Origin of the sequence: Undibacterium sp. Jales W-56 (genome assembly GCF_025548535.1) — a bacterium.
Classification (GTDB): Bacteria; Pseudomonadota; Gammaproteobacteria; order Burkholderiales; family Burkholderiaceae_D; genus Undibacterium.
In genome coordinates, this window is sequence record NZ_JAJLQW010000004.1 from 228,878 (window position 1) to 252,032 (window position 23,155).

At 50.1% G+C, this 23,155-nt stretch carries 23 protein-coding genes and 2 pseudogenes; 7 read left to right on the forward strand and 18 right to left on the reverse strand.

What is annotated here, in order from left to right; genetic code table 11:
• Positions 1 to 9: 9 nt before the first annotated feature.
• The 4 genes from LPB67_RS12750 to LPB67_RS12765 all read right to left on the reverse strand — a co-directional run bounded on the left by LPB67_RS12750 (position 10) and on the right by LPB67_RS12765 (position 6,232).
• The gene (locus LPB67_RS12750; RefSeq protein ID WP_262837637.1) at positions 10 to 3,258 is read right to left on the reverse strand and encodes a CusA/CzcA family heavy metal efflux RND transporter; all 3,249 of its coding nucleotides are present in this window, start codon (positions 3,256 to 3,258) and stop codon (positions 10 to 12) included.
• Entirely contained in the window at positions 3,258 to 4,445 is a 1,188-nt protein-coding gene (locus LPB67_RS12755; protein WP_262837638.1) for an efflux RND transporter periplasmic adaptor subunit, read from the reverse strand. The genes LPB67_RS12750 and LPB67_RS12755 overlap by 1 nt, the downstream gene beginning before the upstream one ends.
• Positions 4,442 to 5,734: a TolC family protein gene (locus LPB67_RS12760; protein WP_262837639.1), complete on the reverse strand. Its 1,293-nt coding sequence runs from the start codon at positions 5,732 to 5,734 to the stop codon at positions 4,442 to 4,444. Before LPB67_RS12760 ends, LPB67_RS12755 begins: the two co-directional genes overlap by 4 nt.
• A gap of 102 nt (positions 5,735 to 5,836) precedes the next feature.
• A complete protein-coding gene (locus LPB67_RS12765) occupies positions 5,837 to 6,232 on the reverse strand; it encodes a hypothetical protein (RefSeq protein WP_262837640.1) in 396 nt (131 codons plus the stop codon).
• 242 nt (positions 6,233 to 6,474) lie between these two features.
• On the opposite strand from LPB67_RS12765, the gene LPB67_RS12770 reads away from it, so the two are divergent.
• Genes LPB67_RS12770 through LPB67_RS12780 form a run of 3 tightly spaced genes read left to right on the forward strand, consistent with a single transcriptional unit; the run spans position 6,475 to position 8,209 of the window.
• Positions 6,475 to 6,750 carry a metal/formaldehyde-sensitive transcriptional repressor gene (locus LPB67_RS12770; protein WP_262837641.1) on the forward strand — a complete coding sequence of 92 codons (276 nt, stop codon included), beginning with the start codon at positions 6,475 to 6,477 and terminating at the stop codon, positions 6,748 to 6,750.
• Positions 6,751 to 6,757: 7 nt separating this feature from the next.
• Positions 6,758 to 8,032 carry a CDF family Co(II)/Ni(II) efflux transporter DmeF gene (gene dmeF, locus LPB67_RS12775; protein ID WP_262837642.1) on the forward strand — a complete coding sequence of 425 codons (1,275 nt, stop codon included), beginning with the start codon at positions 6,758 to 6,760 and terminating at the stop codon, positions 8,030 to 8,032.
• A 3-nt stretch (positions 8,033 to 8,035) separates the two neighbouring features.
• Positions 8,036 to 8,209 carry a DUF1289 domain-containing protein gene (locus LPB67_RS12780; protein WP_262837643.1) on the forward strand — a complete coding sequence of 58 codons (174 nt, stop codon included), beginning with the start codon at positions 8,036 to 8,038 and terminating at the stop codon, positions 8,207 to 8,209.
• A 780-nt stretch (positions 8,210 to 8,989) separates the two neighbouring features.
• On the opposite strand, the pseudogene LPB67_RS12785 reads toward LPB67_RS12780, so the two are convergent.
• The 8 genes and pseudogenes from LPB67_RS12785 to LPB67_RS12820 form a co-directional block, all read right to left on the reverse strand.
• Positions 8,990 to 9,118: pseudogene (locus LPB67_RS12785) on the reverse strand (flagellar basal body protein); the annotation flags it as partial.
• A 339-nt stretch (positions 9,119 to 9,457) separates the two neighbouring features.
• Complete coding sequence (locus LPB67_RS12790) at positions 9,458 to 9,886, reverse strand: YybH family protein (protein WP_262837644.1); 429 nt, start codon at positions 9,884 to 9,886, stop codon at positions 9,458 to 9,460.
• 84 nt (positions 9,887 to 9,970) lie between these two features.
• Positions 9,971 to 10,381, reverse strand: coding sequence for a copper-binding protein (locus LPB67_RS12795; protein WP_262837645.1), 411 nt, complete (start codon positions 10,379 to 10,381; stop codon positions 9,971 to 9,973).
• Positions 10,381 to 10,908 carry a cupredoxin family protein gene (locus tag LPB67_RS12800; protein ID WP_262837646.1) on the reverse strand — a complete coding sequence of 176 codons (528 nt, stop codon included), beginning with the start codon at positions 10,906 to 10,908 and terminating at the stop codon, positions 10,381 to 10,383. The genes LPB67_RS12795 and LPB67_RS12800 overlap by 1 nt, the downstream gene beginning before the upstream one ends.
• A gap of 26 nt (positions 10,909 to 10,934) precedes the next feature.
• The gene (locus LPB67_RS12805; RefSeq protein ID WP_262837647.1) at positions 10,935 to 12,347 is read right to left on the reverse strand and encodes a multicopper oxidase family protein; all 1,413 of its coding nucleotides are present in this window, start codon (positions 12,345 to 12,347) and stop codon (positions 10,935 to 10,937) included.
• A 34-nt stretch (positions 12,348 to 12,381) separates the two neighbouring features.
• The gene (locus LPB67_RS12810; RefSeq protein ID WP_262837648.1) at positions 12,382 to 13,815 is read right to left on the reverse strand and encodes a TolC family protein; all 1,434 of its coding nucleotides are present in this window, start codon (positions 13,813 to 13,815) and stop codon (positions 12,382 to 12,384) included.
• An 11-nt stretch (positions 13,816 to 13,826) separates the two neighbouring features.
• A complete protein-coding gene (locus tag LPB67_RS12815; RefSeq protein ID WP_262837649.1) occupies positions 13,827 to 14,195 on the reverse strand; it encodes a hypothetical protein in 369 nt (122 codons plus the stop codon).
• A gap of 154 nt (positions 14,196 to 14,349) precedes the next feature.
• Positions 14,350 to 14,727, reverse strand: coding sequence for a hypothetical protein (locus LPB67_RS12820; protein WP_262837650.1), 378 nt, complete (start codon positions 14,725 to 14,727; stop codon positions 14,350 to 14,352).
• Between the two features lie 108 nt (positions 14,728 to 14,835).
• On the opposite strand from LPB67_RS12820, the gene LPB67_RS12825 reads away from it, so the two are divergent.
• Positions 14,836 to 15,348, forward strand: coding sequence for an HAD domain-containing protein (locus tag LPB67_RS12825; protein WP_262837651.1), 513 nt, complete (start codon positions 14,836 to 14,838; stop codon positions 15,346 to 15,348).
• Between the two features lie 49 nt (positions 15,349 to 15,397).
• On the opposite strand, the gene LPB67_RS12830 is transcribed toward LPB67_RS12825, so the two are convergent.
• On the reverse strand, positions 15,398 to 15,751 hold the full coding sequence (locus LPB67_RS12830) for a hypothetical protein (protein WP_262837652.1): 354 nt from the start codon (positions 15,749 to 15,751) through the stop codon (positions 15,398 to 15,400).
• Positions 15,752 to 16,087: 336 nt separating this feature from the next.
• On the opposite strand from LPB67_RS12830, the gene LPB67_RS12835 reads away from it, so the two are divergent.
• Positions 16,088 to 16,417 (forward strand): TfoX/Sxy family protein, encoded by a 330-nt coding sequence (locus LPB67_RS12835; RefSeq protein WP_262837653.1) that lies wholly within the window; start codon positions 16,088 to 16,090, stop codon positions 16,415 to 16,417.
• Here the strand turns inward: LPB67_RS12835 and LPB67_RS12840 are convergent, their stop codons facing one another.
• Positions 16,418 to 16,999, reverse strand: a complete 582-nt coding sequence (locus tag LPB67_RS12840; protein ID WP_262837654.1) for an adenosylcobinamide amidohydrolase — start codon at positions 16,997 to 16,999, stop codon at positions 16,418 to 16,420.
• Between the two features lie 692 nt (positions 17,000 to 17,691).
• Complete coding sequence (locus LPB67_RS12845) at positions 17,692 to 18,792, reverse strand: catalase family protein (RefSeq protein WP_262837655.1); 1,101 nt, start codon at positions 18,790 to 18,792, stop codon at positions 17,692 to 17,694.
• Positions 18,793 to 18,903: 111 nt separating this feature from the next.
• On the opposite strand from LPB67_RS12845, the gene LPB67_RS12850 reads away from it, so the two are divergent.
• Together LPB67_RS12850 and LPB67_RS12855 are read left to right on the forward strand one after the other, a co-directional pair.
• Entirely contained in the window at positions 18,904 to 19,185 is a 282-nt protein-coding gene (locus LPB67_RS12850; protein WP_262837656.1) for a hypothetical protein, read from the forward strand.
• The gene (locus LPB67_RS12855; RefSeq protein WP_262837657.1) at positions 19,170 to 19,475 is read left to right on the forward strand and encodes an adenosylcobinamide amidohydrolase; all 306 of its coding nucleotides are present in this window, start codon (positions 19,170 to 19,172) and stop codon (positions 19,473 to 19,475) included. The genes LPB67_RS12850 and LPB67_RS12855 overlap by 16 nt, the downstream gene beginning before the upstream one ends.
• 39 nt (positions 19,476 to 19,514) lie before the next feature.
• Here the strand turns inward: LPB67_RS12855 and LPB67_RS12860 are convergent.
• The 3 genes and pseudogenes from LPB67_RS12860 to LPB67_RS12870 all read right to left on the reverse strand — a co-directional run.
• Positions 19,515 to 19,595, reverse strand: a pseudogene (locus tag LPB67_RS12860) (DUF4031 domain-containing protein); the annotation flags it as partial.
• Positions 19,596 to 20,297: 702 nt separating this feature from the next.
• Positions 20,298 to 21,644, reverse strand: coding sequence for a hypothetical protein (locus LPB67_RS12865; RefSeq protein ID WP_262837658.1), 1,347 nt, complete (start codon positions 21,642 to 21,644; stop codon positions 20,298 to 20,300).
• A gap of 234 nt (positions 21,645 to 21,878) precedes the next feature.
• Positions 21,879 to 22,088 carry a DUF3717 domain-containing protein gene (locus tag LPB67_RS12870; protein WP_262837659.1) on the reverse strand — a complete coding sequence of 70 codons (210 nt, stop codon included), beginning with the start codon at positions 22,086 to 22,088 and terminating at the stop codon, positions 21,879 to 21,881.
• Positions 22,089 to 23,155: the final 1,067 nt, after the last annotated feature.

The window sequence follows — 23,155 nt, forward strand, 5'->3', positions numbered from 1 at the left end:
CTCACTCCCTCAATTCGAAATTGTCGATGCTTCCAGCTGGCTGACTGGCGCTGCTACCTGCCTGCTTCTGCGGCGGCGCAATACCATGCCGGTAATGGCAGGTAATACAAACAGAGTCAGGATGGTTGATGTGATCAGCCCGCCTATCACCACAGTCGCCAGTGGTTTTTGCACTTCCGCACCGGTGCCTGTGGCAATTGCCATAGGCACGAAGCCCAGTGAAGCGACCAGCGCAGTCATCAATACGGGCCGCAGGCGTTCCAGCGCACCGTCTATCACTGCCGTCGCTGCATCAATGCCATCTGCCAGCCGTTTATTGATGGCAGAGATCAGTACCAGTCCATTCAGGACGGCCACGCCTGAAACTGCGATAAAGCCGACCGCAGCCGAGATGGAAAACGGCATGCCGCGCAATGCCAGGGCGAACACACCGCCTGCCAGTGCCAGAGGCACTGCCGTCAGCACAGTTGCGGTCAGCATGACATTCCCGATTGCCATGTACAGGGCCGCGGAGATCAGTACAAAGCAGATAGGGACGATGATCATCAGCCTTTCCGTTGCCGCACGCAAGTTCTGGAATTGTCCGCCCCATTCTATCCATGAGCCGGATGGCAGCTTGATTTTCTTGCTCAAGCTGGCTTGTGCCTCATCCACATAACTGCCAAGATCACGACCAACGACATTGGCTTCGACATAAATACGGCGCTTGCCATTGTCGCGGCTGATTTCGTTCAAGCCTTGGCTAAACCTGAACTGTACCAGTTGACTCAGAGGCACTGAGGTACGCGCCTGTTCACCAGTAACTGGCAGCATGACGGGCAGCGCTCCCAGTTCATCGAGATTGTTACGCAACGCCCCAGGTAGGCGAACTACGATATCAAAGCGGCGATCCCCTTCAAAAATCTGGCCAGCTGAGCGACCTGCCAGTGCAATCGAGACGGTATCTGCCACTTCCTTGACGGTCAGACCATAGCGGGCAATTGCAGCACGCTCAAAGACGATATCAAAGGTCGGAAAGCCTTCTGTCTGTGCCACACGCACGTCGGCAGCACCTGGCGTCTTGCGCAGCACTGCCGCAATGCTCTTGGCCGTATCCGCCAACTGGTCCAGGTCGTCACCAAATATCTTGACGGCCACATCGCTGCGCACGCCACCGATCAGCTCATTAAAACGCATCTCGATAGGCTGGGTAACATCATAGTTGTTGCCCACCAGTGAAGCGGTCTTGGCACGGATACGCTCGATCACCTGTTCCTTGGTCGTCACGCCTTGCGGCCATTCGCTCTTCGGCTTGAGGATAATGTAATTGTCCGAGGCATTGGGTGGCATGGGGTCAGCGGCCAGGCTGGCCGTACCCGCTTTGGAGTAAACCGTTTTGACTTCCGGCAATCCCATGACAGCCAGTTCCAGCGGCAAATCTATCGCCACCGACTGGTCAATCGAAGTCGATGGTATACGCACCGAAGACAAGTTGAGGTTTTGTTCATCCAGCGTAGGCATGAATTCCCGTCCGACGAAGCTGAAGGCTATCGCTGCCAGGGCTAGTACACCCAGGCCGGTACCAATAAATGGCAGCGGATGTGCCACGGCACGGCGCAGCCAGGGTTCATAGCGGTTCTTTGTGGCGACAATGACCCTGACTTCTTTCTCTGCCACTGGCTTGTTCATCAGCACAGCTATCAGTGCTGGTACGAAGGTCAATGACAATACGAAAGCCGAACCCAGTGCCAGCATCAGCGTAATGACCATGGGCGAAAACATCTTGCCTTCCACGCCTTGGAAAGTCAGGCATGGCAAGAAAACCAGGAAAATCACCAATTGACCATAGATGGTAGGACGCAGCATCTCGCGTGACGATGCCACCACTTCCTCCAGCCTTTCCTTGAGTACCAGCAAGCGGCCCTCACTGTACTGACGTTCTGCCAGGCGGCGCAGGGTATTTTCTACAATGATGACGGCACCATCGATGATCAGCCCAAAATCCAGTGCCCCCAGACTCATCAGGTTGCCAGAAATGCCCAGCGAGTTCATGCCTATCGCACTCATCAACAGCGACAAAGGAATCACCAGGGCCGCAATCAGAGCAGCCCGCCAGTTACCCAGCAAGGCAAACAGGATGACGATGACCAGTAAGGCACCTTCGGCAAGGTTCTTGGCAACGGTAGAAATTGTTGCAACCACCAATTGCGAACGATCAAGCGTGGGCACCACGGTAATGCCATCTGGCAGTGTCTTGCCAATCACTTGCAGCTTGTGGCCGACACCACGGGCAACGGTGCGGCTATTAGCACCTACCAGCATTAATGCACTGCCAACCACGGTTTCATAGCCATTGCGGCTAGCCGCACCAGACCGCAATTCACCGCCTATATTGACCGTGGCGACCTGGGCCACGGTGATGGGAACGCCTTTACGTGTGGCTACCACAGTACGGCTGATTTCATCCGCAGTCCGTATGCGGCCATCGGCGCGGACCAGATAGGATTCGCCCGAACGACGTATGTAGTTTGCCCCTACCGAGACATTGGCTTCTTCCAGTGCACGGGCCAGCTCAGCAAAGGAAATGCCGTGTGTTGCCAGTCTGGCGGCATCTGGCTCTACCACGTATTCTTTGACATATCCGCCCAGGGAATCGACATCGGCCACACCTGGTGTGATACGCAATTGTGGCCGTATGATCCAGTCCTGCACGGTACGCAGGTAAGCCAGTTTGGCAATTTCAGTTTTAAGGTGTTCGCCTTGCTCGGTCAGGAAGCTGCCATCAGTCTGCCAGCCAGGTTTGCCGTCATTGCGCGTTGCTCCGTTGCCGTTGGGATGGGCATATTCGACGCTATAGTGGAACACTTCACCAAGGCCGGTGGACACTGGCCCCAGTTGTGGTGTTGCGCCCTCCGGCAATTCTGGCTTTGCGCGTGCCAGGCGTTCTGCGACTTGCTGGCGCATGAAGTAAAGGTCAGCGCTTTCCTTGAAGATTGCAGTGACCTGGCTAAAGCCATTGCGTGAGAAAGAGCGCACGCTCTCTACGCCATTGAGGCCAGCCAAGGCTGTTTCAATTGGGAAGGTCACACGTTTTTCGATTTCAACCGGACTTAGCGTAGGTACGACGGTATTGATCTGCACCTGTTTATTGGTGATATCAGGGGTGACATCAATCGGCAGCAGGTTCAATTGCCAGCCGCCGACCAAAGCGAGAACGATGGTCAGGAACAGAATCACCCAGCGTGACCGGACTGAGCCGGTAAGTATGGAGTCAATCATCATTCTTCCTTGCCACTCTTGATCATGTCCGCCTTGATCAGGAAAGCATTACGGGTAGCTACCTGCTCGCCAGCACGGATGCCGGACACGATGTGTGCCACACCACCGCTGCGCGCACCTACCAGTACAGGCTGGATTTTAAAACCCTCTTTGGTACGCACGAACAATACGTCACGGCCATCGATGTTTTGCACAGCGTCTTCAGGCACTGAAATAGCAGTTGAACTGCTTTTAACATGCAGACGGGCTTGAACACCTTCACCTACGACCAGTGCACCTGTGCCCGCTGCCGGAGTCAGCACAACAGTGGCAGCGCGAGTATTGCCATTAACTGTGGTGCTTACTGAGCGGACGGTCGCTGCTACTGGCGTGCCACTGGCAGCCATGATGCTGGCTTTGTCATCAGTGGCAATGCGGCTGATGTCAGCAGCAGACACGGATACTTCAACCTGCACTGGCCCAGCACCAGCCACACGGAACAGTTCAGTCTGAGGTTGCACAAAACCACCCAGCACTCCCATTTGTGCCGTGATCTTGCCAGCAATAGGACTGACTACCGCCACTGATTTGCCATCGCCAGAGACCTGTGTGGTACGGGCTATGGTGGCAGCACGTTGCACTTCACTCTCTGCTACTGCCAGCGCAGACTGTGCAGCTTCCATTTCCTGGCGCGGCGTCACTCCTTGCTGGAATAGCGTGGATTCGCGGGCAAAGGTCTTGCGTGCCAGCTCTACCTTGGCCTTGGCGACGGTCCTGTCGGCAGCCATGGTAGCCGCCTCCATACTCTCTACCAGCGCCAGAGATTCACCAGCACGTACAGTGTCACCCAGTTGACGATGGATGCGAGACAGATTGCCCGATGCACGCGCCACAATGATGGCTTCACTATTCGGTGGCGCTGTGACGGTGCCCGAAGCCAGAATCTCGGCTTCCAGGCCACCATTGAGCACCGGTTCTACGGCAATCTTGGCGATGTTCAGGTATTCGGCTGGAATCTTGATTTCTGGCGTGCCACTCTCTGCCTGTGCAGACGCAGCAGCACCGGCTGTGCTGGCAGCGACAGGTGTCGTTGCAGGGGATCTCTTTGCCGCCATCCAGTGCGATGCACCGAATCCCAATGCGGCGGCGACTGCGACCATGCCTGCGGTGACAGGCCAGTTCATGGACCGGCGTTCTTGTTCTATCATGGTGATTCTCCAAATGCGACGCGGCCTTCAGCCGTTGAAAGAGTGGTGAGTGCGCGCACGCGAACCAGGCGGGACTCGATGGTGAGTGCCTTGGCTTCTGACAGGGCACGGCGGATAGCGAGTAATTCGACTAACGCGGTCTTTCCTGCGTCATAGCCAACACGGCCCAGCCGGTATGCTTCTCCTGCGGCAGCTTCACCTTGTTCTGCTGCTTGCAGGCGCTTTTCTGATGCCTGGACCTGGGATAATGCAGACCGGTGTGAGGCAGTGGCTTCCAGTCGTGCTGCTTCTACGCGCATGGACGCACTGACAGCACGTTCCTTGGCGGCGGTGACGCCACTCTGGTTGCGGTCAAATAGCGGAATATTGGCCGTCAAGCCTATGATTGCGGCTTTTTCTGTGCTCCAACCAAACTTGCGCATGCCAACACTGACACCGATATCTGGCAACCAGCGCTTTTCTTCCACCCGTATTTGTGCAGCGACAGCATCGCGCTCTGCCACAGCGCTCGCCAGTGCGGGCGTGGCATCAGCCGACCATGGGCCTGCTGGATGAACTGCGCTTGCCGTCGCCAAAAAAGGATGGTCGATCTGTGTAAAAGATTCGGTGGCACCGACCAGGGCGGTTAATCTCTCCATCGCCTCGATCGCATCGGCGGATGCCGACTGCACGGCAGCCTGGGCAGCAGCGACACTGGCGCGTGCCTGTGCCAGCCGCAGCTCTGCTTCCCGACCGGCCTTTACCAGGGCTTGCGCAGCACGCAAGTCATCTCCTGCTCTGACAAGTTCGGCATCGGCCACTTCCTTGCGTTGTTGCATGGCTTCTGCGGTGGCATAGGTGATAGCCAATTCATTGGCAAAGGAAATGCGGGCCTGGCGTTCGCGAGTGCCAACGGCAGCAGACTTGAGCTGTTCAGCCTCCATACGCGCCGAGCGCTTGCCACCCACTTCAAAGACCTGGGTAATAGCATACGTGTCCTGACGCTGACTCATGCCGCCGGACAAGGGCGCGCCCAAGTTCTCTGCGGTGACGCTCAGGGATGGGTTAGCCCAGGCACCAGCCTGGCGTGCCTCGGCACTGGCTGCCCTGACATTGGCGGCCTGTTCGAGTAAATACGGCGCATTCAGTTGCGCTTGTCGCAGCAAGGCAGCAAAAGACGGAGTTTCAGCAGCATGACTCACTGAGACGCCGGAACTGAGCATCAAAGCAAATATTGCCCTGTTGATGGTGCCATTGGTAAATAGACGCGCACGCGATAAGCCGCGCAAGCGTTTGGAAATTTTGTGCATGAATAGCCTCTGCAGAATTAAATTGAGTGCAGTAAGGCGGGCGACAAGACGAAGTGACCATATCAAACACTCAATGGCCACACAGGACGAATTACCCGCGTGTCAGGCGGGTGTACGGGGCGGACGCAATAAGGGTATGGTCGTGCGGTCAGAATAGGTATCTGACCATCTGACAGAAGGCGTAGGTGAAACGTATACCCCGTCTGGCTGACTGGGCACAAAAAACAATACATTCAAACTGCCAGCCTGGTCATAGTCGGCCAGATGCTGTATGGATTTCAGGGAATCATCGACATGCGTGTCATCGTCATCATCTTCATCCGCATCGTCGTCATGGTGATGCAGGACGTGGTCGGCATGCTCGGCAATGTGCTTGATGACGAACTCCATGCCATGGCTTTTACCGCTACCCAATACATGCGTGACGTTACGCTCCGTGGCAGCGATAGCTTGCCATGGAAGTATCATCATCAAGAAAATCAGGATTGCCTTTTTCATATTGGGGCAATTACAGGCCGTTTGAAACACGGCATTGTACAAAGTTTGGCGATTATATCCCCCAGGGACAATGGCGTGTCAATGCCTAGTGCATAACTCGCGAATATAAAGCGGTTAAGGCTCCTCCAAAGAGCGGGTAACTATCAATGCCATTAGATTGCAATGGTCTGCGCAATGACTTTTGCCACGCTTGATCTGAACACTTTATGGTATAGTCCCCCACCCTATACTTGGAGACTGCCATGGGTCACACTATCCGCGATAAGCAAAAACTATTGAACCGCGTGCGTCGCATCCGGGGACAAGTCGATGCCATAGAACGTGCTTTAACAGAAGAAAACGACTGTATACATGTGTTGCAACAAATTACTAGTTGCCGGGGTGCGATGACGGGCTTACTGGCAGTCGTGCTGGAGGATCATATTCGCACCCACCTTGTCGATGCCGAAGCGCATGCGGGTGAACATGGTGACGCCAAAGAGCAGTTGATCGATGTTGTCCACAGTTATTTTAAGTGAGTTAGTCATGAGTGAACTATATGAAAAACCCTTCGCTGTCGATCATGATCACGTCTTCCTAGGTGAAGGTCATGCAAAGAATGAACGAAAAACCTGGGTGGTAATTGCACTTTGTAGTGCAATGATGATCGCAGAGATTATCGGCGGTAGTTTGTTTGGCTCCCTGGCACTGGTAGCAGATGGCCTACATATGTCCACGCATGCTGGCGCAATGCTGATTGCAGCACTCGCTTACACTTACGCACGCAAGCATGCTAATGACCGGCGTTTTGTGTTTGGCACAGGCAAATTGGGGGACTTGGCGGGTTTCACTAGTGCCATCGTCCTGGCAATGATCGCCTTACTGATTGGTTATGAGGCCATTGCTCGTCTTATGGCACCGGAGCCCATCCACTTTGCTGAGGCAATTCCCATTGCTGTAGTTGGTCTCATAGTCAATATTGTCAGCGCGTGGCTGTTGAGTGGTGACGATCATCACGGGCACAGCCACGGTCATAGCCATGGACACGGCACACATGAGGAACACGATCACGATGACGAGGTGCGGCATATAGAAACACCTGAAGGCCTATTCGCGCTGTCTATTTATGAAGATGGCATTCCTCCTGTGTTTCGCATTCATACCGAAAAGGAAGGGGCAACCTTAATGCCTCAGGACTTTACGGCAACGACGATTCGACCTGACGGCACACGTCAGAAATTCATCTTTTTGCGCAAAGCCGATTTCTTGCAATCAACCACGGATATTCCTGAACCACATTCCTTTAAGGTAGAAGTTTCGTTGCACAGCCATATCCATGTTGCGGAGTTTGCCGAACATGCGCATAGTCATGACGACCATGACGTAGATCACCGTGATCACAACATGCGAGCTGCCTATATCCACGTCATTGCAGATGCTGCGGTCTCGGTGCTGGCGATCATTGGCCTGTTGTTGGCGAAGTCATTTGGCTGGCTATGGATGGATCCTCTTGCTGGTATTGTCGGGGCTTTTGTCATTGCTAACTGGTCTTACGGTCTGATTCGTGACACGGGGAAGATATTGATGGATGTCATTACTGACGACAAGATGGCGAATAAGGTTCGGGCGGTCGTGGATGCCGCTGGCGATAGATTGCTCGATTTACATGTCTGGCGACTTGGCCCGGGACATTTTGGTGCGGTGCTATCCGTGGATGCCTCTGATATACAACGTGGGCCAGCGTATTATCATTCACAACTTCGGCGTCTCAAAGGCTTGTCGCACATTACTGTCGAAGTTCACTCGCCGATTGAAATCTAAAGTATGAGTGTCAAGTCACACTGCATTGAAATATGCAAATTTGAGGGAAAAACCGGTTTTTGCGTTGCCTGTCTGCGTACACGTGAGGAATGTCGGGACTGGAAAAAGATGAAAGACAATCGTCGGCATCAGATTTTGAATGACAGACCGAGACGTGAAAGTAAACTCTCGGATTAAATTGATGACAGCTTAAATATTGACGACATTCAGCAAGTGTCAGGAAAGATTCACCATTGTGCAGACTTGTCGAAATTGCGCGTCCCTCCGTTACCCTATACACTTTCGCAACGCTCGGTTGATCTGATATTAGGTTGGTTTATCTATTGTTTTTTTGGAATCTTTTTTGACTACAAACCTGATCGCTCGCTATAAAACCGACCCCGAATCGGTCTATCACACTTGGTTCATTGTTGGCGAACAAAGGATGAAGGCGTTCCGGGCAATACGCTGATCACTCGCGCCGATGTTCATTCAATAAAAAATAGGCTGCAACCGCACCAATGACAAGATATTCAGGGCTGTATCTTGAGCGCCGGAAACACCAGATTCGGAATGACTTTCGTGTACGTGCTCGATAACACACCTCCTAATTCATTAACAGTTGTATAGATGGGCGTACTGTCCATCATCGTTCATCCGAATTGAAGGTTGTTTGATCTACGTCGAGCGCCTGCTCCCTCAGTATCAAAACAGTCGATCAGACTACAATGAAAGGGGGAAGATGGTCTTATGCTCTCTCGGTTTTTAGTAAGGCGTGTCTTTAAGTAACTCTGCGATTTCTTTATAGTGTCCTCGTCCCCGATCGACGTGATATTCGTACATGAGTGCATTCTCGGCATACTTAACCCGCTCAACCTCCATTTATACCGTGTTACCATCAATCGCACCTTGGCAAAGCGTCACATAGCGGCGTGTTACCGTATTTGAAGTTTTTCCGTCTCTCAATGCCACTTCATTTTCAATGTCCATGGTCTTATAACCAGGAGTGTCGGAGTTGGCGATATTTGAGGTCAGCAATGTCTGGCGATAGATCCGTAAATCCAGGGCGCGCCCGTTGAATTCATTTTCCAAGGCTTTATTGGTCAAACCAGTTACGGGCAAATGCGCGGGGAGAATGTTTGATGAAGTGAATGGTAGCGATCCTGGAGATTGCAGATGGTTGCGGCCACTTGGCGATCTTTGTTCAGCACGGGTCAACATCACTTTATCCTTTATATGTGCCAAGGCTTCCGCAAAAGATCCCCGAGTCAGTAGATTTGATTTTGCTTGTACCGGGGTAGCAGACGTAACGTTGAAAGTGCATAGCGGCACTAAAAGTTCTGAAATACTTTTCATATAAACTTCTCCGCTTATCAGGTCCGCTATCGCGATGCTTAGCCACAATTGCCGCGTGCAGCCTGTACTAAGGCTGTGATTTGGCCATTGCTATTTTGCTTTTCGGGAGGACCAATGGACATGCACGATTTGCCAGTCTTCGCCATTTTTTTGCAGTAAGGCAGTTTCTGTTCCAAATATCTGCGTGTCCTTGCCCTTTATTTTGGCTTTGGTCTCTGTCTCCGCCCAAATCACCGCCAGATTCCCGTCAATTCGCTGGCTTTGCTGCAATACCGTACGTATCGATTTCTTGGCAAAAGTCATATCTTCCGGCAGATGATGTCCGGCATAGTCTGCCCGTGAGCGTTCGACATAGCCGGATTCATAGATGGTGACGTCAGGTGCAAGCAGTTCAGTGGCTTTCGCTTTATCACCTGATGCCAAGGCCGAATAGAAGGCAGCCAGTGCGTCTTTGGGCTCACTGGCATAAGTAAAACTTGTCAGCATGCTCAATGCCAGAAGTGTCAATATTTTGATCATCGTAGTGCTCCCTTGTTTCTTATTGGATTGCGAGCATGTGCCAGCCCGCCTAACGTGCTGGCTGGCACACGTAGCTCGCTACGTTTATTTGGCGACTTGAATTTCCGTTACTACGATCGCGCCATCCGCTTTTTCTGCTCTGAATTTCACCTTGTCCCCGGGCTTCAGGGAGTCAAGTGCAGCAGGATCTTTAACCTTGAACACCATACTCATGCCAGGCATATCCAGATTCTTGATATCGCCGTGCTTCAGCGTAATCTTGTTGGTACTTTTATCGATTTTTTTGACCTCACCGTCTGTCATGTCGGTGCTGACACTATTCATGGAAGCGGATGCTTTTGCAGACATGGAGTGATCTGCTGCAAGGGCTGTATGAAATGTGACGGCAGTGAGAACGCTCAGGGTCAGAGATTTAATAATGGTCATGATGTTTCCTATTTTTAAGTCAATCAATAAAATTACCGTGTAATCAACTGAGAACACGGTCTGCATCATTACTGTTTGTGTGCGTGGGCATCAGGTTCAGCACTTGCACTGGCAACAGCCTTGCCCTTAGCGACGGCGACCTTACCCTTCATGCCAGCGTCATAATGACCAGGTTGCAGGCATGCGAAATCAATCTTTCCAGCCTTGGTGAATTGCCAGACAACTTCACCTGTTTGACCACTAGCCAGGGTGATCATGTTGGGATCGCTGTGTTCCATTTCTGGATTTCTCTTCATGACTTCATAGTGTTCTTTCAGCTCCTTTTCTGTTCCCAGGACGAATTCGTGCTTGATGCCGCCAGAATTCTTAATCACGAAACGAATGGTCTCACCTTGTTTGGCGACGATATTGGATGGCGTAAAACGCATGTTGTCGGTCATGTTGACGTTGACCGTACGGGTGGCTGCCGTGGCGGTGCCTGGTTTGCCGATGGCTTCGTTATCATGGCCATGTGCGTGATCATCATGGGCGAAACTGGCTTGAGCGGCTAACGCAAGCGCTAAAGTAATTGTGATGGCAGTGAGGCGAGTTTTCATGGGAGTGATCCTTTCAGTGTTAAAAATTAATGTTCCATCTTGCCGACAGGTTTGCGGACTTGTACTTCAACTTCTTGCTGATTCTTCCGTTTCAGGGGCATGGATTTACCGCCTACGGTCGTTGCCCTCGCAGGTTCTGCGATGCAGCCGGTCCATTCCTGAGCAACTGTTCCTGGCGGGTGTTTGTACCATCCGTGATCTTTGTAATCCCCTGGCTTCTGGTCTTTCCTGACTTTCAGGACGCTGAACATTCCTCCCATCTCAACGCCACCAAATGGGCCGTCGCCCGTCATCATGGGTAGCGTATTATCAGGAAGAGGCATTTCCATTTCTCCCATATCCGCCATGCCACGTTCGCCCATGGCCATGTATTCAGGGATAAGACTGGTAATTTTCTTGGCAACACCAGAGTGGTCAACGCCAATCAGGTTAGGAGTGTCGTGGCCCATCGCGTTCATGGTGTGATGTGACTTGTGGCAATGGAAAGCCCAGTCGCCTTCTTCATCTGCCAGAAATTCAATCTGACGCATTTGACCCACCGCGATATCTGTCGTGACTTCTGGCCAGCGCGCCGAATGAGGAACTGGGCCGCCATCCGTGCCCGTGACCTGGAATTCATGACCATGAATATGGATAGGATGATTTGTCATCGTCAGATTACCGATACGGATGCGAACCTTGTCGTTCTTGCGCACCACAAACGGGTCAATACCAGGGAAGACGCGGCTATTCCAGCTCCATAGGTTGAAGTCCAGCATGGTGGAAGTCTTGGGGGTGAAGGCACCAGGGTCAATATTGTAGGCATTGAGCAGGAATACGAAATCGCGATCCACTTCAGCAATCTGCGGATGTCTGGTTTTGGGATGCGTGACCCAAAAGCCCATCATCCCCATCGCCATTTGTGTCATTTCATCTGCATGCGGGTGATACATGAAGGTGCCCGGCCTGCGCGCGACAAACTCATACATGAATGTCTTACCAGGCTGTATCGACTTTTGTGTCAAGCCTGACACCCCATCCATACCGTTTGGCAAGCGTTGCCCATGCCAGTGCACGCTGGTATGTTCTGGCAGCTTGTTAGTGACAAATATTCGCACGCGGTCACCTTCGACCACCTCGATGGTTGGGCCAGGTGACTGGCCGTTATAACCCCACAAGTGTGCTTTCATGCCTGGTGACATTTCACGCACGACTGGCTCAGCCACCAGATGGAATTCCTTGACACCATTATTCATCCTCCATGGCAAGGTCCAGCCATTGAGGGTCACCACCGGGTTATAGGGGCGTCCTGTATTTGGCACTAGCGGTGCCATGGTATCCGGCGAGGTCTGGGTGGCAGGTTCTGGCAATGCTGCCATGGCGACTTTGCTGACTGACGCAGCGGAAGCCGCAGCAGTGATCGCGCCCAGGCCGCTTAAAAAATTTCTTCTTGAACTCATTTTATTTCCTCTATTTTTCGAATGCGCGATGTCATCAATGTCCGGCAGTTGGTGTATCGCTGCCACCCGTACCAGTCATCGGTGCGGCGCTCATGTTTGGGCGTCCCAACAAGCTCATTTCCAGATCAGCTTGCGCAATCCAGAAATCACGGCTGGCCTCAATCGCGCTGTTCACACTGGCGATTTGGGAGCGCGCATCGGCCAACAGATCAAACACGCCGATCAGCATGCCGTTGTAGCGCAGTTGGTTTTCTTCAGACACGCGCTTCTTCAAAGGCACAATTTCATTCTGATAATGCATGGCGATGTCGTAGCTTGAGCGGTAGCCCAAATAGGCTTCCCTGACTTCAGAACGGGCATTGATGGCAATCTCAGTAGTACGATTGAGCGCTTGCATATACAACGCTTCTGCCTTGGCTACTTTGGCACCGCTCCAGTCAAACAAAGGTAGCTCCAGTGTTACCGAGTAACCCCGTTGCACAGGCTGATCATTAAAGGTATTGCGGATAGCACCCACTTCCAGGACATTGATGAACCGGGTAGCCTTGCTCAAGCCCAGATTTTTCGCTAACTGCTCTGTACTGAGGCGGGCAGCCTGCACATCCAGCCGTTGCACCATCGCCATCTGTTCAACATTGGCCATGTCATTCGGTTTCTTAGGCAGATCAGGTAATCTGAGCGGCAGAGTAAAGGTTGTTTGAGGCCCCCATAGCCCCATCAGGCGCGTCAACTTCTCTTTGCTACGAGTCTGCGCCTGCTCTGCACGCGCCAGATTGAGGGCAGCTTCAGCAAAAAACCCCTGCTCGCGGACTTGTTGCAGTTTGTTGTAGTTACCCGCCTTTGCAAGCCTTCCCGCCAACTCTGCGCCTGCATCAGCAGCTTTTTTGACCTGTTGCATGTACAGCATGGTCTGGTCTGCCGCCACGGCCATGTAGTAGGCTTTGCGCGTTTCCGCAGCCAAAGACAACATTTGCATAGTCACTTCACGCTTGGTTTTCTCGAAGCGACGTTGTTCCATCTGCCTGGTTAAAGGCATCGTCAACAAGTGCGCAATATTGAAAGTCAGGCTCCGGTCAATTTCAACTTCACTACCTTGCCGTGTACGGCTGAATGAAAACCCGGGATTGGGCAATCGGCCAGCCTGCACAAAATCAGACTCGGAAATGCCCAGTTCATAGAACGAAGCCTGTAGCCTACGATTATTAAGCAAGGCGATTTGTACGGCATCATCGACAGTCAAAGGAGATGCAAGTAATTCTTTTACCCTTTGTGCTGCGGTATCAATCGCGTTATCAGAACGCTGCCAGGTAACTTCCTTGCCAAGGCGCTCTTTTGCTACTTGCTCTACCGTTGAAAATCCACTATCAGAACTGAAACTGGCGCAGCCGCCTAGTATCAATGGGAGACTTATCAGGGCGGCGAGCTTGCCTGGCCGGTGGAAAAACTTGCCATTTGAGGTTGTTCGCATGGTGGTTTCCTTCATTTTGTATGACTGCTGTGGTCCATGGACTTGGCCTTGTCCGATGTGGGAGTCTCTTTTTCGGTCGCGATAGGTTTAGCGTCATTGGGATCAGGCTCCCTGGCTTGCTTGGCATAAACTCGCCATCCTCCAACGCGCGCCGTTGTGTCATTCAACTCCTTCCAGGAACTAACTTCCTGATCCGTAAAAGGGCGATAATTTTGTAAAGTGGAGAGATAGATCACAGGTGGCACGATGGCCTGGGCGTCTACGGGATTTGGTCGTTGGCTGCGGTTTGCTTCCTGGGCAAGGACGTTCTGACCTAAGGTAAGCATGGCGAGCATAGCTAGTACCAACCGTAGCCTTGACGGAAAAATAGATGGATTCATGAAATCCTCAGTGAGTGAATGAATAAGGTAGCCAAGGCAAAACGCGCATAGACGCGGCAATGCAATGGCGAATATCAACGCAGGGCTAAGCTGATTGAAACAGACGATCAGCGCCTCTATAGCTTCAAATAGCTACTGGCGTTGCAGATGGAAATTAAGCGCGCGGAGGTCGTTCGAGGCCATCACTGATATGGCCAATGTGGCAGGAAAAGATCTGAGTAATTTTTTCCGAGGAAGGGCTAGGACTGCTTTGAAGCAGCGATCCTGTCACCATTGCAGCACCAACACAACAGGCAGCGCAAGAACTGCATTTGTTTTTGGAGAACTTTGAGGAGGTGTCGGGCTGCGAATGATCCGACGACTTTTCTACTACATCATGATGATGTTCATTTTGCTCGTGCTGGCTCTGATCACTAGACAATGCATGGTGATGCTCGGTTCCACAATAGAGCATGGTAGCCGCGGCAATACCCTGAACGGGAATCGTCGCGATCATGATGCATAATAGAAATAGTCGGACCAGCTTTTTCATATCAATGATTATAGCTGAAATTATTATTTACCATGGCCTTGCTAAAACTATCTTGCAAAATGACGTTATTACCTGCGATAGGTCACTCCGATCAAGGCTGTACTTCAGATGGCTACCAGAAAGCAGAATGTGTTACTTTTTTTAGATTTTGACGGCGTGCTGCACCCATTCGCTGCCCGAAACGATAAAGCTCAGCAATTTATATATCTGGCCTCAATAGAGGAAATTCTTCGTGAATTTCCCGAAGTAAACATTGTTGTTACTAGTGATTGGCGACTGCGATTTTCTATAGACGAATTGAGGGGATTTTTCGCATCAGATATCGCAACGAGAATTATTGGAGTAACCCCAGAAATTCAACTTCGCGAAACAACCGATATTTTAGGAAGTAGGCTACGTGAAATTGAAGCCTTCTTGCTAAGTTACTCGTCTGTCGTTCAAAGCTGGCTAGCATTGGATGACGATGCCTCTTTGTTTTCATCAGATTGCTCAGAATTAATTTTATGTACCGAGCTGTTTGCAACCAATCGATTTTCGATGTTAGAGGAACGTTTAAGAAAATCGCTTAACAAGATTGCCAATCATTCAGAATCGTTTAATCAACGCAAATACGACGGTTAGGACTGGGTGCTCATGGATTAAAGAAATGCATTGCTTTAGTTTTGTTACGTTATTTTTTTGAACGACTGTCCATCAACCCACGAATGTGTAGAAAACCACGTCCACCGATAAAACCAAAGACAGCAAAAGCAATCTTTTCGGCGGTGCCAATTTGATTGATACAAGCTAGATAAGCAGCAAAACCGAGACCACTAAAAATAACAGTAGCAACAAATATCGCTTCTGCCCAAAGTGCGCGCCCCCAAAGCTTAGCTTGCACATTATTGTGTTCTCTAATGGCTTCAATACTCTCTGCTTGGTTTTTCTGGAATGCCGCAATGATCTGTCCAGCGGTTTCGATCATTTGTGGAACGGTGATTGTTAATGGAATTGGCGGCTCTGATTTTTCTGGGTTTTCTGACATTACGTTTTCCAAAAGTGTGTTGTCCGGGAATTGTACCCTTTCATTCTAGCGAGAGATCTATCCGGAGGATCAGGGTATTAAACATTATTCTGGAGATACTTGGTAACGGATTGCCGGGATGAGGCTGATCATCAATGACAGGCAGTCATTGTTCACGCATCAGATAAATGGACGCGCATACATGTAGTAAAGAACGATGTTGGACTTACCCAAGTGGGAAATGACATTCGCATTCATGGCAAGATCATTGGCCGGATTGATAACAGTAGACGGAGTTGGCCGGTAGGTTGTACAAATCGAAGACATTCCATAGAACTTAAACAGGAAGGAAAACGCATGAGTACCACTAGTCAATTTGTCGATTACGTGCGAGAACTCCTTGCGCCTTTAGCGCCATTCTCAGACAGTAAATTCTTTGGTGGTCAGGCCATGAAATACCAAGGTATCCAGTTCGCCATGATTATGGGGAATACGCTTTATTTTCGCGTCAACGCTGAAACCCGACCTGAATATGAGAAGCGCGGTTCACTGCCATTTTCATACCACACTAAAAAAGGACGAATCGAGGTGAGGAAATTTTATTCGTTGCCCGAGGAATTATTTGAACAGCCTGAAGAATTAGTTGCCTGGGCCAGGCAAGCGATCATGGCATCCGAAGATAAATAGTTACGACTGCAATGGTCTAGGTCGCGCAGCCAGCAGCGATTGTTCCACCGCTTGTCTAACCGCTTTGGCGATCAACCATCCAAGCAAGGTAGCCGGCCCCGCATAGGACTGTGTCGTTCCGTGCCCGGTCGTGGCTACGGTGACGGTATCGGTCGACGTACCCGTGGCAAGCTCACCGTCTGGCGTGCGGATGTCCATCGCATACAAAACAGCACACTTAGCTTCAGTTGCGGTGATGATGGCGTTCACCATCGCCGCCCGGGTGAGCTTTGTATCCAGCAGCAAAATGATATTGATCGTGCCCGGCTTGGATGCATGCCACGGTCGTGTGATACCAGCACAGGTTGCGTTACCCACGCCTGCCGTTACCACAGCCCCCACGCGTATGCCACCGTTGAAGTTAGAGGCGTAGCCTTGACTCGGGGTGCCGTAGCAGCGGATAACTTGGGCCCAGTCTAATTTTCCAGGCTTGCCGGGCTGCGGTTTATGGTTCGCGACAGCGTACAACCGGTAGGAATCATCGAGAAAAATAACTATTCTGTCATTCGCTGCTTCGTCAAACTTCGCAAATCCCCACCTCACTAGCTCGGCCGGCGAGTCAGCTGCCCTAAGGTCTGACAGCCGCGCGTGAAGCGAAGGTCCCACGATTCCGCCATATTTCCGCTTCGCCGAAATACTGCTCTCGCAAACTTTTCTAAGATTTTCGTCTTGAAACGCCAGTTGTATAGGCATTGGATTAAATATTTCGACCGCCGATATTGCCGGCATGCCGACACCACAGACCCATTATGTGCGTTAGGAAAAAACCGGTGACACTTAACCTGTGCTGCACACCACTTTTGATGCTTTCATTATTACGATTCTATCAAAAAAATCTGCAGAACTGGAAATATCTACTAAGCCGTGGTTTGTATCGATTGTACCTGTTGAACTCGACGCGCCTCAAATCGGCAGCCAGAGAGTTCAGTGATTGTCGTGCGGCGTGCAAAAAAAGCGGCCACTTTTTGATGTGGCCGCTTTTTTTCGACACGGTGGCAGGCTAAGTGCCATCAACCTGAGTTATCAAGGTGCAATCATCAATAAATGTCTCAATGGATGCCTCCCATAATCTCACATTATAGGTCTCGCTACACTATACAGGTACAAGTATTGAGTGAATCAATCACACTTGGCGATGTGTGGTCAGAATACATTCTTGATTCACACACCTCTCTCTATAAAAGAGTAAAAACCAATTTTTCGCATTCAGAATCAATCGCCAAATTGGATATCGTTCATGGCTCTTGGCGTTCAATTCCATTCATATTGTGCCGGGTTACGCTGATCTGGTCATAGACCACTTTCCGCAAACGATTTAAGGAGCCTAAGGGCTTATGCTCGGGAATAGCATGCCATGGCGTGAATGATAAATTTTCACAAAAGGCATTCTGCTCAGGAGTGTCGAACTTCTGTTTCGGAATTCGGATAGTGGCAACCTTTACGAACGGCGCATCAGATTCGAGCCATTCTGAACGTGCGTCTTCTACCTTTTGTTTATCTGAAATTTTGGGCTGGATCAAGAATTCCATACAAGCGTCCTCCTTGTTTAGAGAGTTGATCATTGCTTCACGTAGGAAATTAGGACTTGGCTTATCTGGGATTATATCTCCACCTGATTTACAAGCTCTAGCAGAGAATTTGATCGCTTGCCGACCATCTCCTTGGCCCAACTGAATTGGTGCGGGAGACCAATAACGAGTCTGCAGTGGGTTAGCAATTTTTAAATCGTTTATTTTCAGCAATACCATTGTGCCATTCCAGCCCAATGCAAGAGGAATCCCCAGCTTGCTCAGAGGACCTCCCTCCAATTTTTCATAAAAGGAAACCGCATTCGAGGCGTCTGCCATAAAGAACACTGGATGGCTCATCATGATGAAGTCTTGAGTAGAAGCATGACGTTCATTTTCCAATATCTTGTCGCCTTGCACCCCAAGTAGTTTGATAGACATTCCTCGCTCATTACCCTCAATGTCAGGCTTACTTGCATCAGGATTACCATTAGAAAAACGTATCCAAGCGGCATATTGTTTTCCAGGTAAAAATACTCCTTTAGCCAATCGATTTGGAATATCGTTTTCAATTTGAAATTCGGCCCTCACGCAGCCATGCGCCTTTGGATGTGCGTCTCGATGTGCTTTGCTTCCATTCGCCTCTTTTCGTACGATCTTTTCAATGATGTTGGCAGTTTCACGGACGAGCGCTTCCTCATTTGGAAGAAGTTGCTCACCAAGTACTACATCGGGTTGAGGGTACGGCAACATAGATTTAGTCTCTGCGTAGACTGATGTTGTGATGAAGGCTACGGCCATAGCCACAGCGTGCGCAATTGGATTCAACTTGATCTCCTCAGGGGTTAAGATTGATTAATAATATGACTTCACCTGATTGGCGTATATCGGTCAAACATCCGATGTGGTTTGCGTCTCGAAAATGTTAGGATGGCAAATATGACACTATTCATTTTGCCGCCCCTTAAGGATAATTCGATAGACCTATTGGATGCCTTACATGCACTTGCATTTATGGGCGACCTCAGTATGGGACAGCCGACAGATCATTCGACACGCGTTGCTATGTTGAGTTCGAAGCTCGCTCAGCACCTCGGTCTCGATGAGGTGCATCAAGAATTCATTGAACAGGTTGCGTTACTGCGTTGGTCCGGCTGCACTGCCAATGCGATGGAGGTTTCCAGTGTTACAGTAGAATTTCTTCTATGCTTTCACAAATAACCATACACGGCATTGCTATTCACATAGAGCCAGAGGTGCTTCATATTCAAAGTCGGAAGATGTTGTCGATTCTTTCGTCTTCATTCTTTGGCGGTGGGTTCCGACGTGCTCGCCACATCGTCAACGCCAATGTGTCTAAGGATTATTGCTCAGATGACCCTGCGGCAGACTTGCTGAGCATTGCCAGTCGCCGCGGCATCGATCAACCGTTTGTTGGACTGCTGACGGCCGTGCCGTTGCGCAATGCCAGAGTCGCGTTCTTCGAGGAGGATGACATCATAGTGCGGTAGCGATGCGTGAGCTTGGAACCATGCGCGCTTAAGTCCGAGTGTATGAGCAAATTGATGCAGTTCATCAAGTGAGTCGGCGACCAGATGGCACCAGTGACGTCCGCGCCAAGCTATCCGCACGTTATCAACATATACTCCCAAAACTCCTCCAAAAATTACCCATCACAAATTGCTTACTATGATACTCAAAAAGTTGCGACTTTGTAACCACATTTTTTTCAGCTCCATTAACTCAGTAGCGAACTTGCCAGCGTCCTAATCTGGGGCTGGAACTGGAATCGGAGGGTTTAAGCAGGAATCAGTGTGCACAATATATCCACCAATTGGCAAATTTCAGCGGATCGGAATGTGACGAAGATACATTTTTCAGTTCGTCTCCGATATTTGGAATTCCATTGGTTTTGCTGCACTCATTGCCAAAGACATAGCTGATTGGGATACAAGTACAGCCTTGTCGCATGCATCCTGACGACGTGCCAATCGATGCGAGACGACCAACAAGTGATGCACTGTTGGATCGTATGTTGTTGATTTACATTTAAAAATGACCCATCGGGGGTGCGGTCAAGTTAACTGAGCTGGCCTCTAGAGTTGCGAATAGAGTGTGGCTTTCGCACTTTTAACCACGCTGATCTAACAGACACGTTCAGTTTAGATTTCGTTGAACGATAAATAAGAAGAGGAGAAGGACAATATGACAGATCTTGACAACATTTTGCAAAAAAAGAAGTAAAAAGCAAAATTCAGCGAAAAAACAAATTGGTCGCGGCAATGGGAAAGGGAAACGCACTTTGCGTTCGCAGCCTTTAACTGGGTCATTTTTCAGTCATCAGCAACACCCGGATAGCGGGATGTTTGATCGACTTTTATCTGTTCAGCACGGCACACAAAAAACCGAGTTATCACCTCAGAAATGTCCTGCTTGATCTTCTTTGCCAGACGTTCATCAATTCTTGCCTTGTTGCCGGGCAGAATGAAGGGCATGCTCTCGCGACCCTTAAGTTTCATGATAGTTCGAATATACATACGGGTCGTCTCAAGATCCGCGTGTCCGAGCTGTCCTTGCAGAACTTCTTGAAACACAGTGGCGAGCCGTACATCGGGCTCAATATTATGTATTTGGCAGTAGTTCCAAAGCGTGTGAGTTGCACCCGTATGGCGCAGCATGTGAGGGTGAACTTCCAAACCTGTGCCCCTAAATGCGTCCTCGATCATGTAAGGCTTCACAGGTGCTCCGGTCCGAGTCAGCCAGAGAATATCTTCCGGACAGGTTCGTCGAGATTTGTCGCGAATGTTGCCGAACTCAAGCGTTGCGTTTGCCCGTTTCATGTAGCTCGAATCAAACAATTCTTTCCGGTCTCGGTAATGTGGCTGGATGTAATCCTCATAGATGGCACGCAAAGTATCGCCATAAACATCGATTTCGATCAGCTTGCTTCGCTTGGTCAGAAGCTTGTAGCGCATTGAATTTCTGTCTTTGCGCTCGAACTCCGGCCAGAGTGGCAAATAGCGGTTGTGGCGATTGGCGTGCAGTGGCATCTCACAAACATCTGCGACACGCAAAAAGGTTTGCATCATTACTTGTGCCAGTACCGCATACACGGGATCAATCTCCTTGAGCGCCCGATACAGCTTACCGTAGTGATCAATGCTGATCACCTGGTCTTTATAATCCTCTTTCAGTGTTGTCCGCTTATGGCTGTCATCTTTTTCATAGGTCGTAGAGTGACCATACGCCGTATGACTTAGGAAGTTATCGTCAAGATTCAGGGAACGACGCTGGACGGTTCGAGCAGGAAACCTGGCCCTTACGCGAATACCTTGCTTCTGAAGGTATGTGTAGAAATCCCGAATGCGCGTGATTCTGGAGTTGTAGGTCGTGGGGTTCGCCGTCCCCAGCTGCGCTTCGATGATTTTCTCGATATGGTCAGAGAAGTCCGCTTCCGTATATTCGATGCCGTTATGTGCAAGCGCCTCAAGAAACGCCTTGAGGTCGTAGGCAATTTGGCGCAGAGAACCGCCTGTGACAGGAGCCATGTTCGGGGAGATGTCACGGGGATAGTAGTAGCGCGTCACCAGAAACCCGTACAGGTGGGTGTGCAGGTGATATTTGTCCGTGAGCGGAACAGGTACCACTCTGCCTTCTGGCCACACTAGTTCAAGTTGCATTTTCGTCTTCCTCAGATCGAATGGCGGTACATTCTACGCCAACCGTTGCCCGTATTCGTAGTTCGTCAGTCTAGATGGATCCATCAAAGTCGATGGAGTCAGGTCTCCGCTGTCGCTTAATTACGTCAAACCGTGTCTGGCAACAAACTTGGCAACCTCCACTTTTAGATTTTTCATCATGTTAAGGAAAACTTCTCCAAGGTATCGAATATACCTACCCAAAAACATGCAAGTTTATGCTTGAGGTCGGGAATTCAAAACTTTAATCTGGAATGAAGTCAATTCAGAGGACGACACACTTTTCTTTTTCTGATATATCATCAAGCCGTACACATTAGCCAGCGCTCGCGCTTCCTGACCAAGTGCAAGGCCATCAATGAGCCCATAATAACGCCAGGCGTTTATAGCTTGCTCAATCTCATTGATCGTATAGTCATTTTTCATAGCATCAGTTGGGTAATTTGTAATTAGATCCTTGGAGCCAGGGATTTTCCCAATGCGCCGAGTAGGAAGCGGCTAGCTCAGAGTTATTCAAAACAACACCTAATTCGTTACCAACCTCAGAGAGCCGCAGCACACGTACTGATTTGGGTTCCGTGAGCAGCGCATTGCTCATGGAGGCAGTTCAGCATATTGGGCAAATGAAGGCGGCAGTAACCACAGGCAGGGCATTCCCATTATTCCCCGCGATTGTGCGTGACCGAGACATGCGGACAGGAGCAACGAACACGCATATCCGTCCGGCCAACGACTCACTACCAATGCTTCTTCACATTGCTCTTTAGTGCCATTTTGATCAAAAAAAGTTTCCAACGAAATCCCTTTTTAAAACTCCAATCGATTCATCGCCATTTCGTCACTCCCGAAACGCTTTCAAAACATAACTGTATGCATAATCAGTAGTATTTGCAAGCTTATCTGAGGTTGGTAACTAATCAGGAGACGACAAGCACGTTTTCGCTGCACGATTTGATGGCAGCCATACTGAAATTAAAGGATCAGGTTGCAACGCGTTTGCAGTCCAAGACAATAAATTTCCCATGATGAATCGCATACGCACTAATCGTTCGAATCGGTATGTCACCCAAAGCCAGAGTGTTTAATGCCGAGTGGCGCGCATTTGATTTATTGACCTTCTCGCCCACCAACACCATCACATCGACACCACGTTTTTGGATCCAGCATATTTTGAATAAAGCTGGTTGGAGTTCAATTTGAGCCCACCGTCTGTAACTATCGTGAGGAGCTTTCGCAAGAGCTGTCCAATATACCATTTCAACGGTTAAGCGTCCGAATCTCTTGAAAGACGCCTGATTGGTTGGGTTTGAACCGGAACGAGTAGCATGGCTTCCACTGTGATACTTACTTAAAGGAAGCAAGTGCAACCGTCTTTTTTTGGTTAACCTAGGTCTGGTGTGTGAGGTGTGTAACTTTAGGTCAACCGATTTACGTTTTTTTCGGTCGTCTGGTCGGTTGATAAAAATTCGGTTCTACCGCTCATCATATCTACG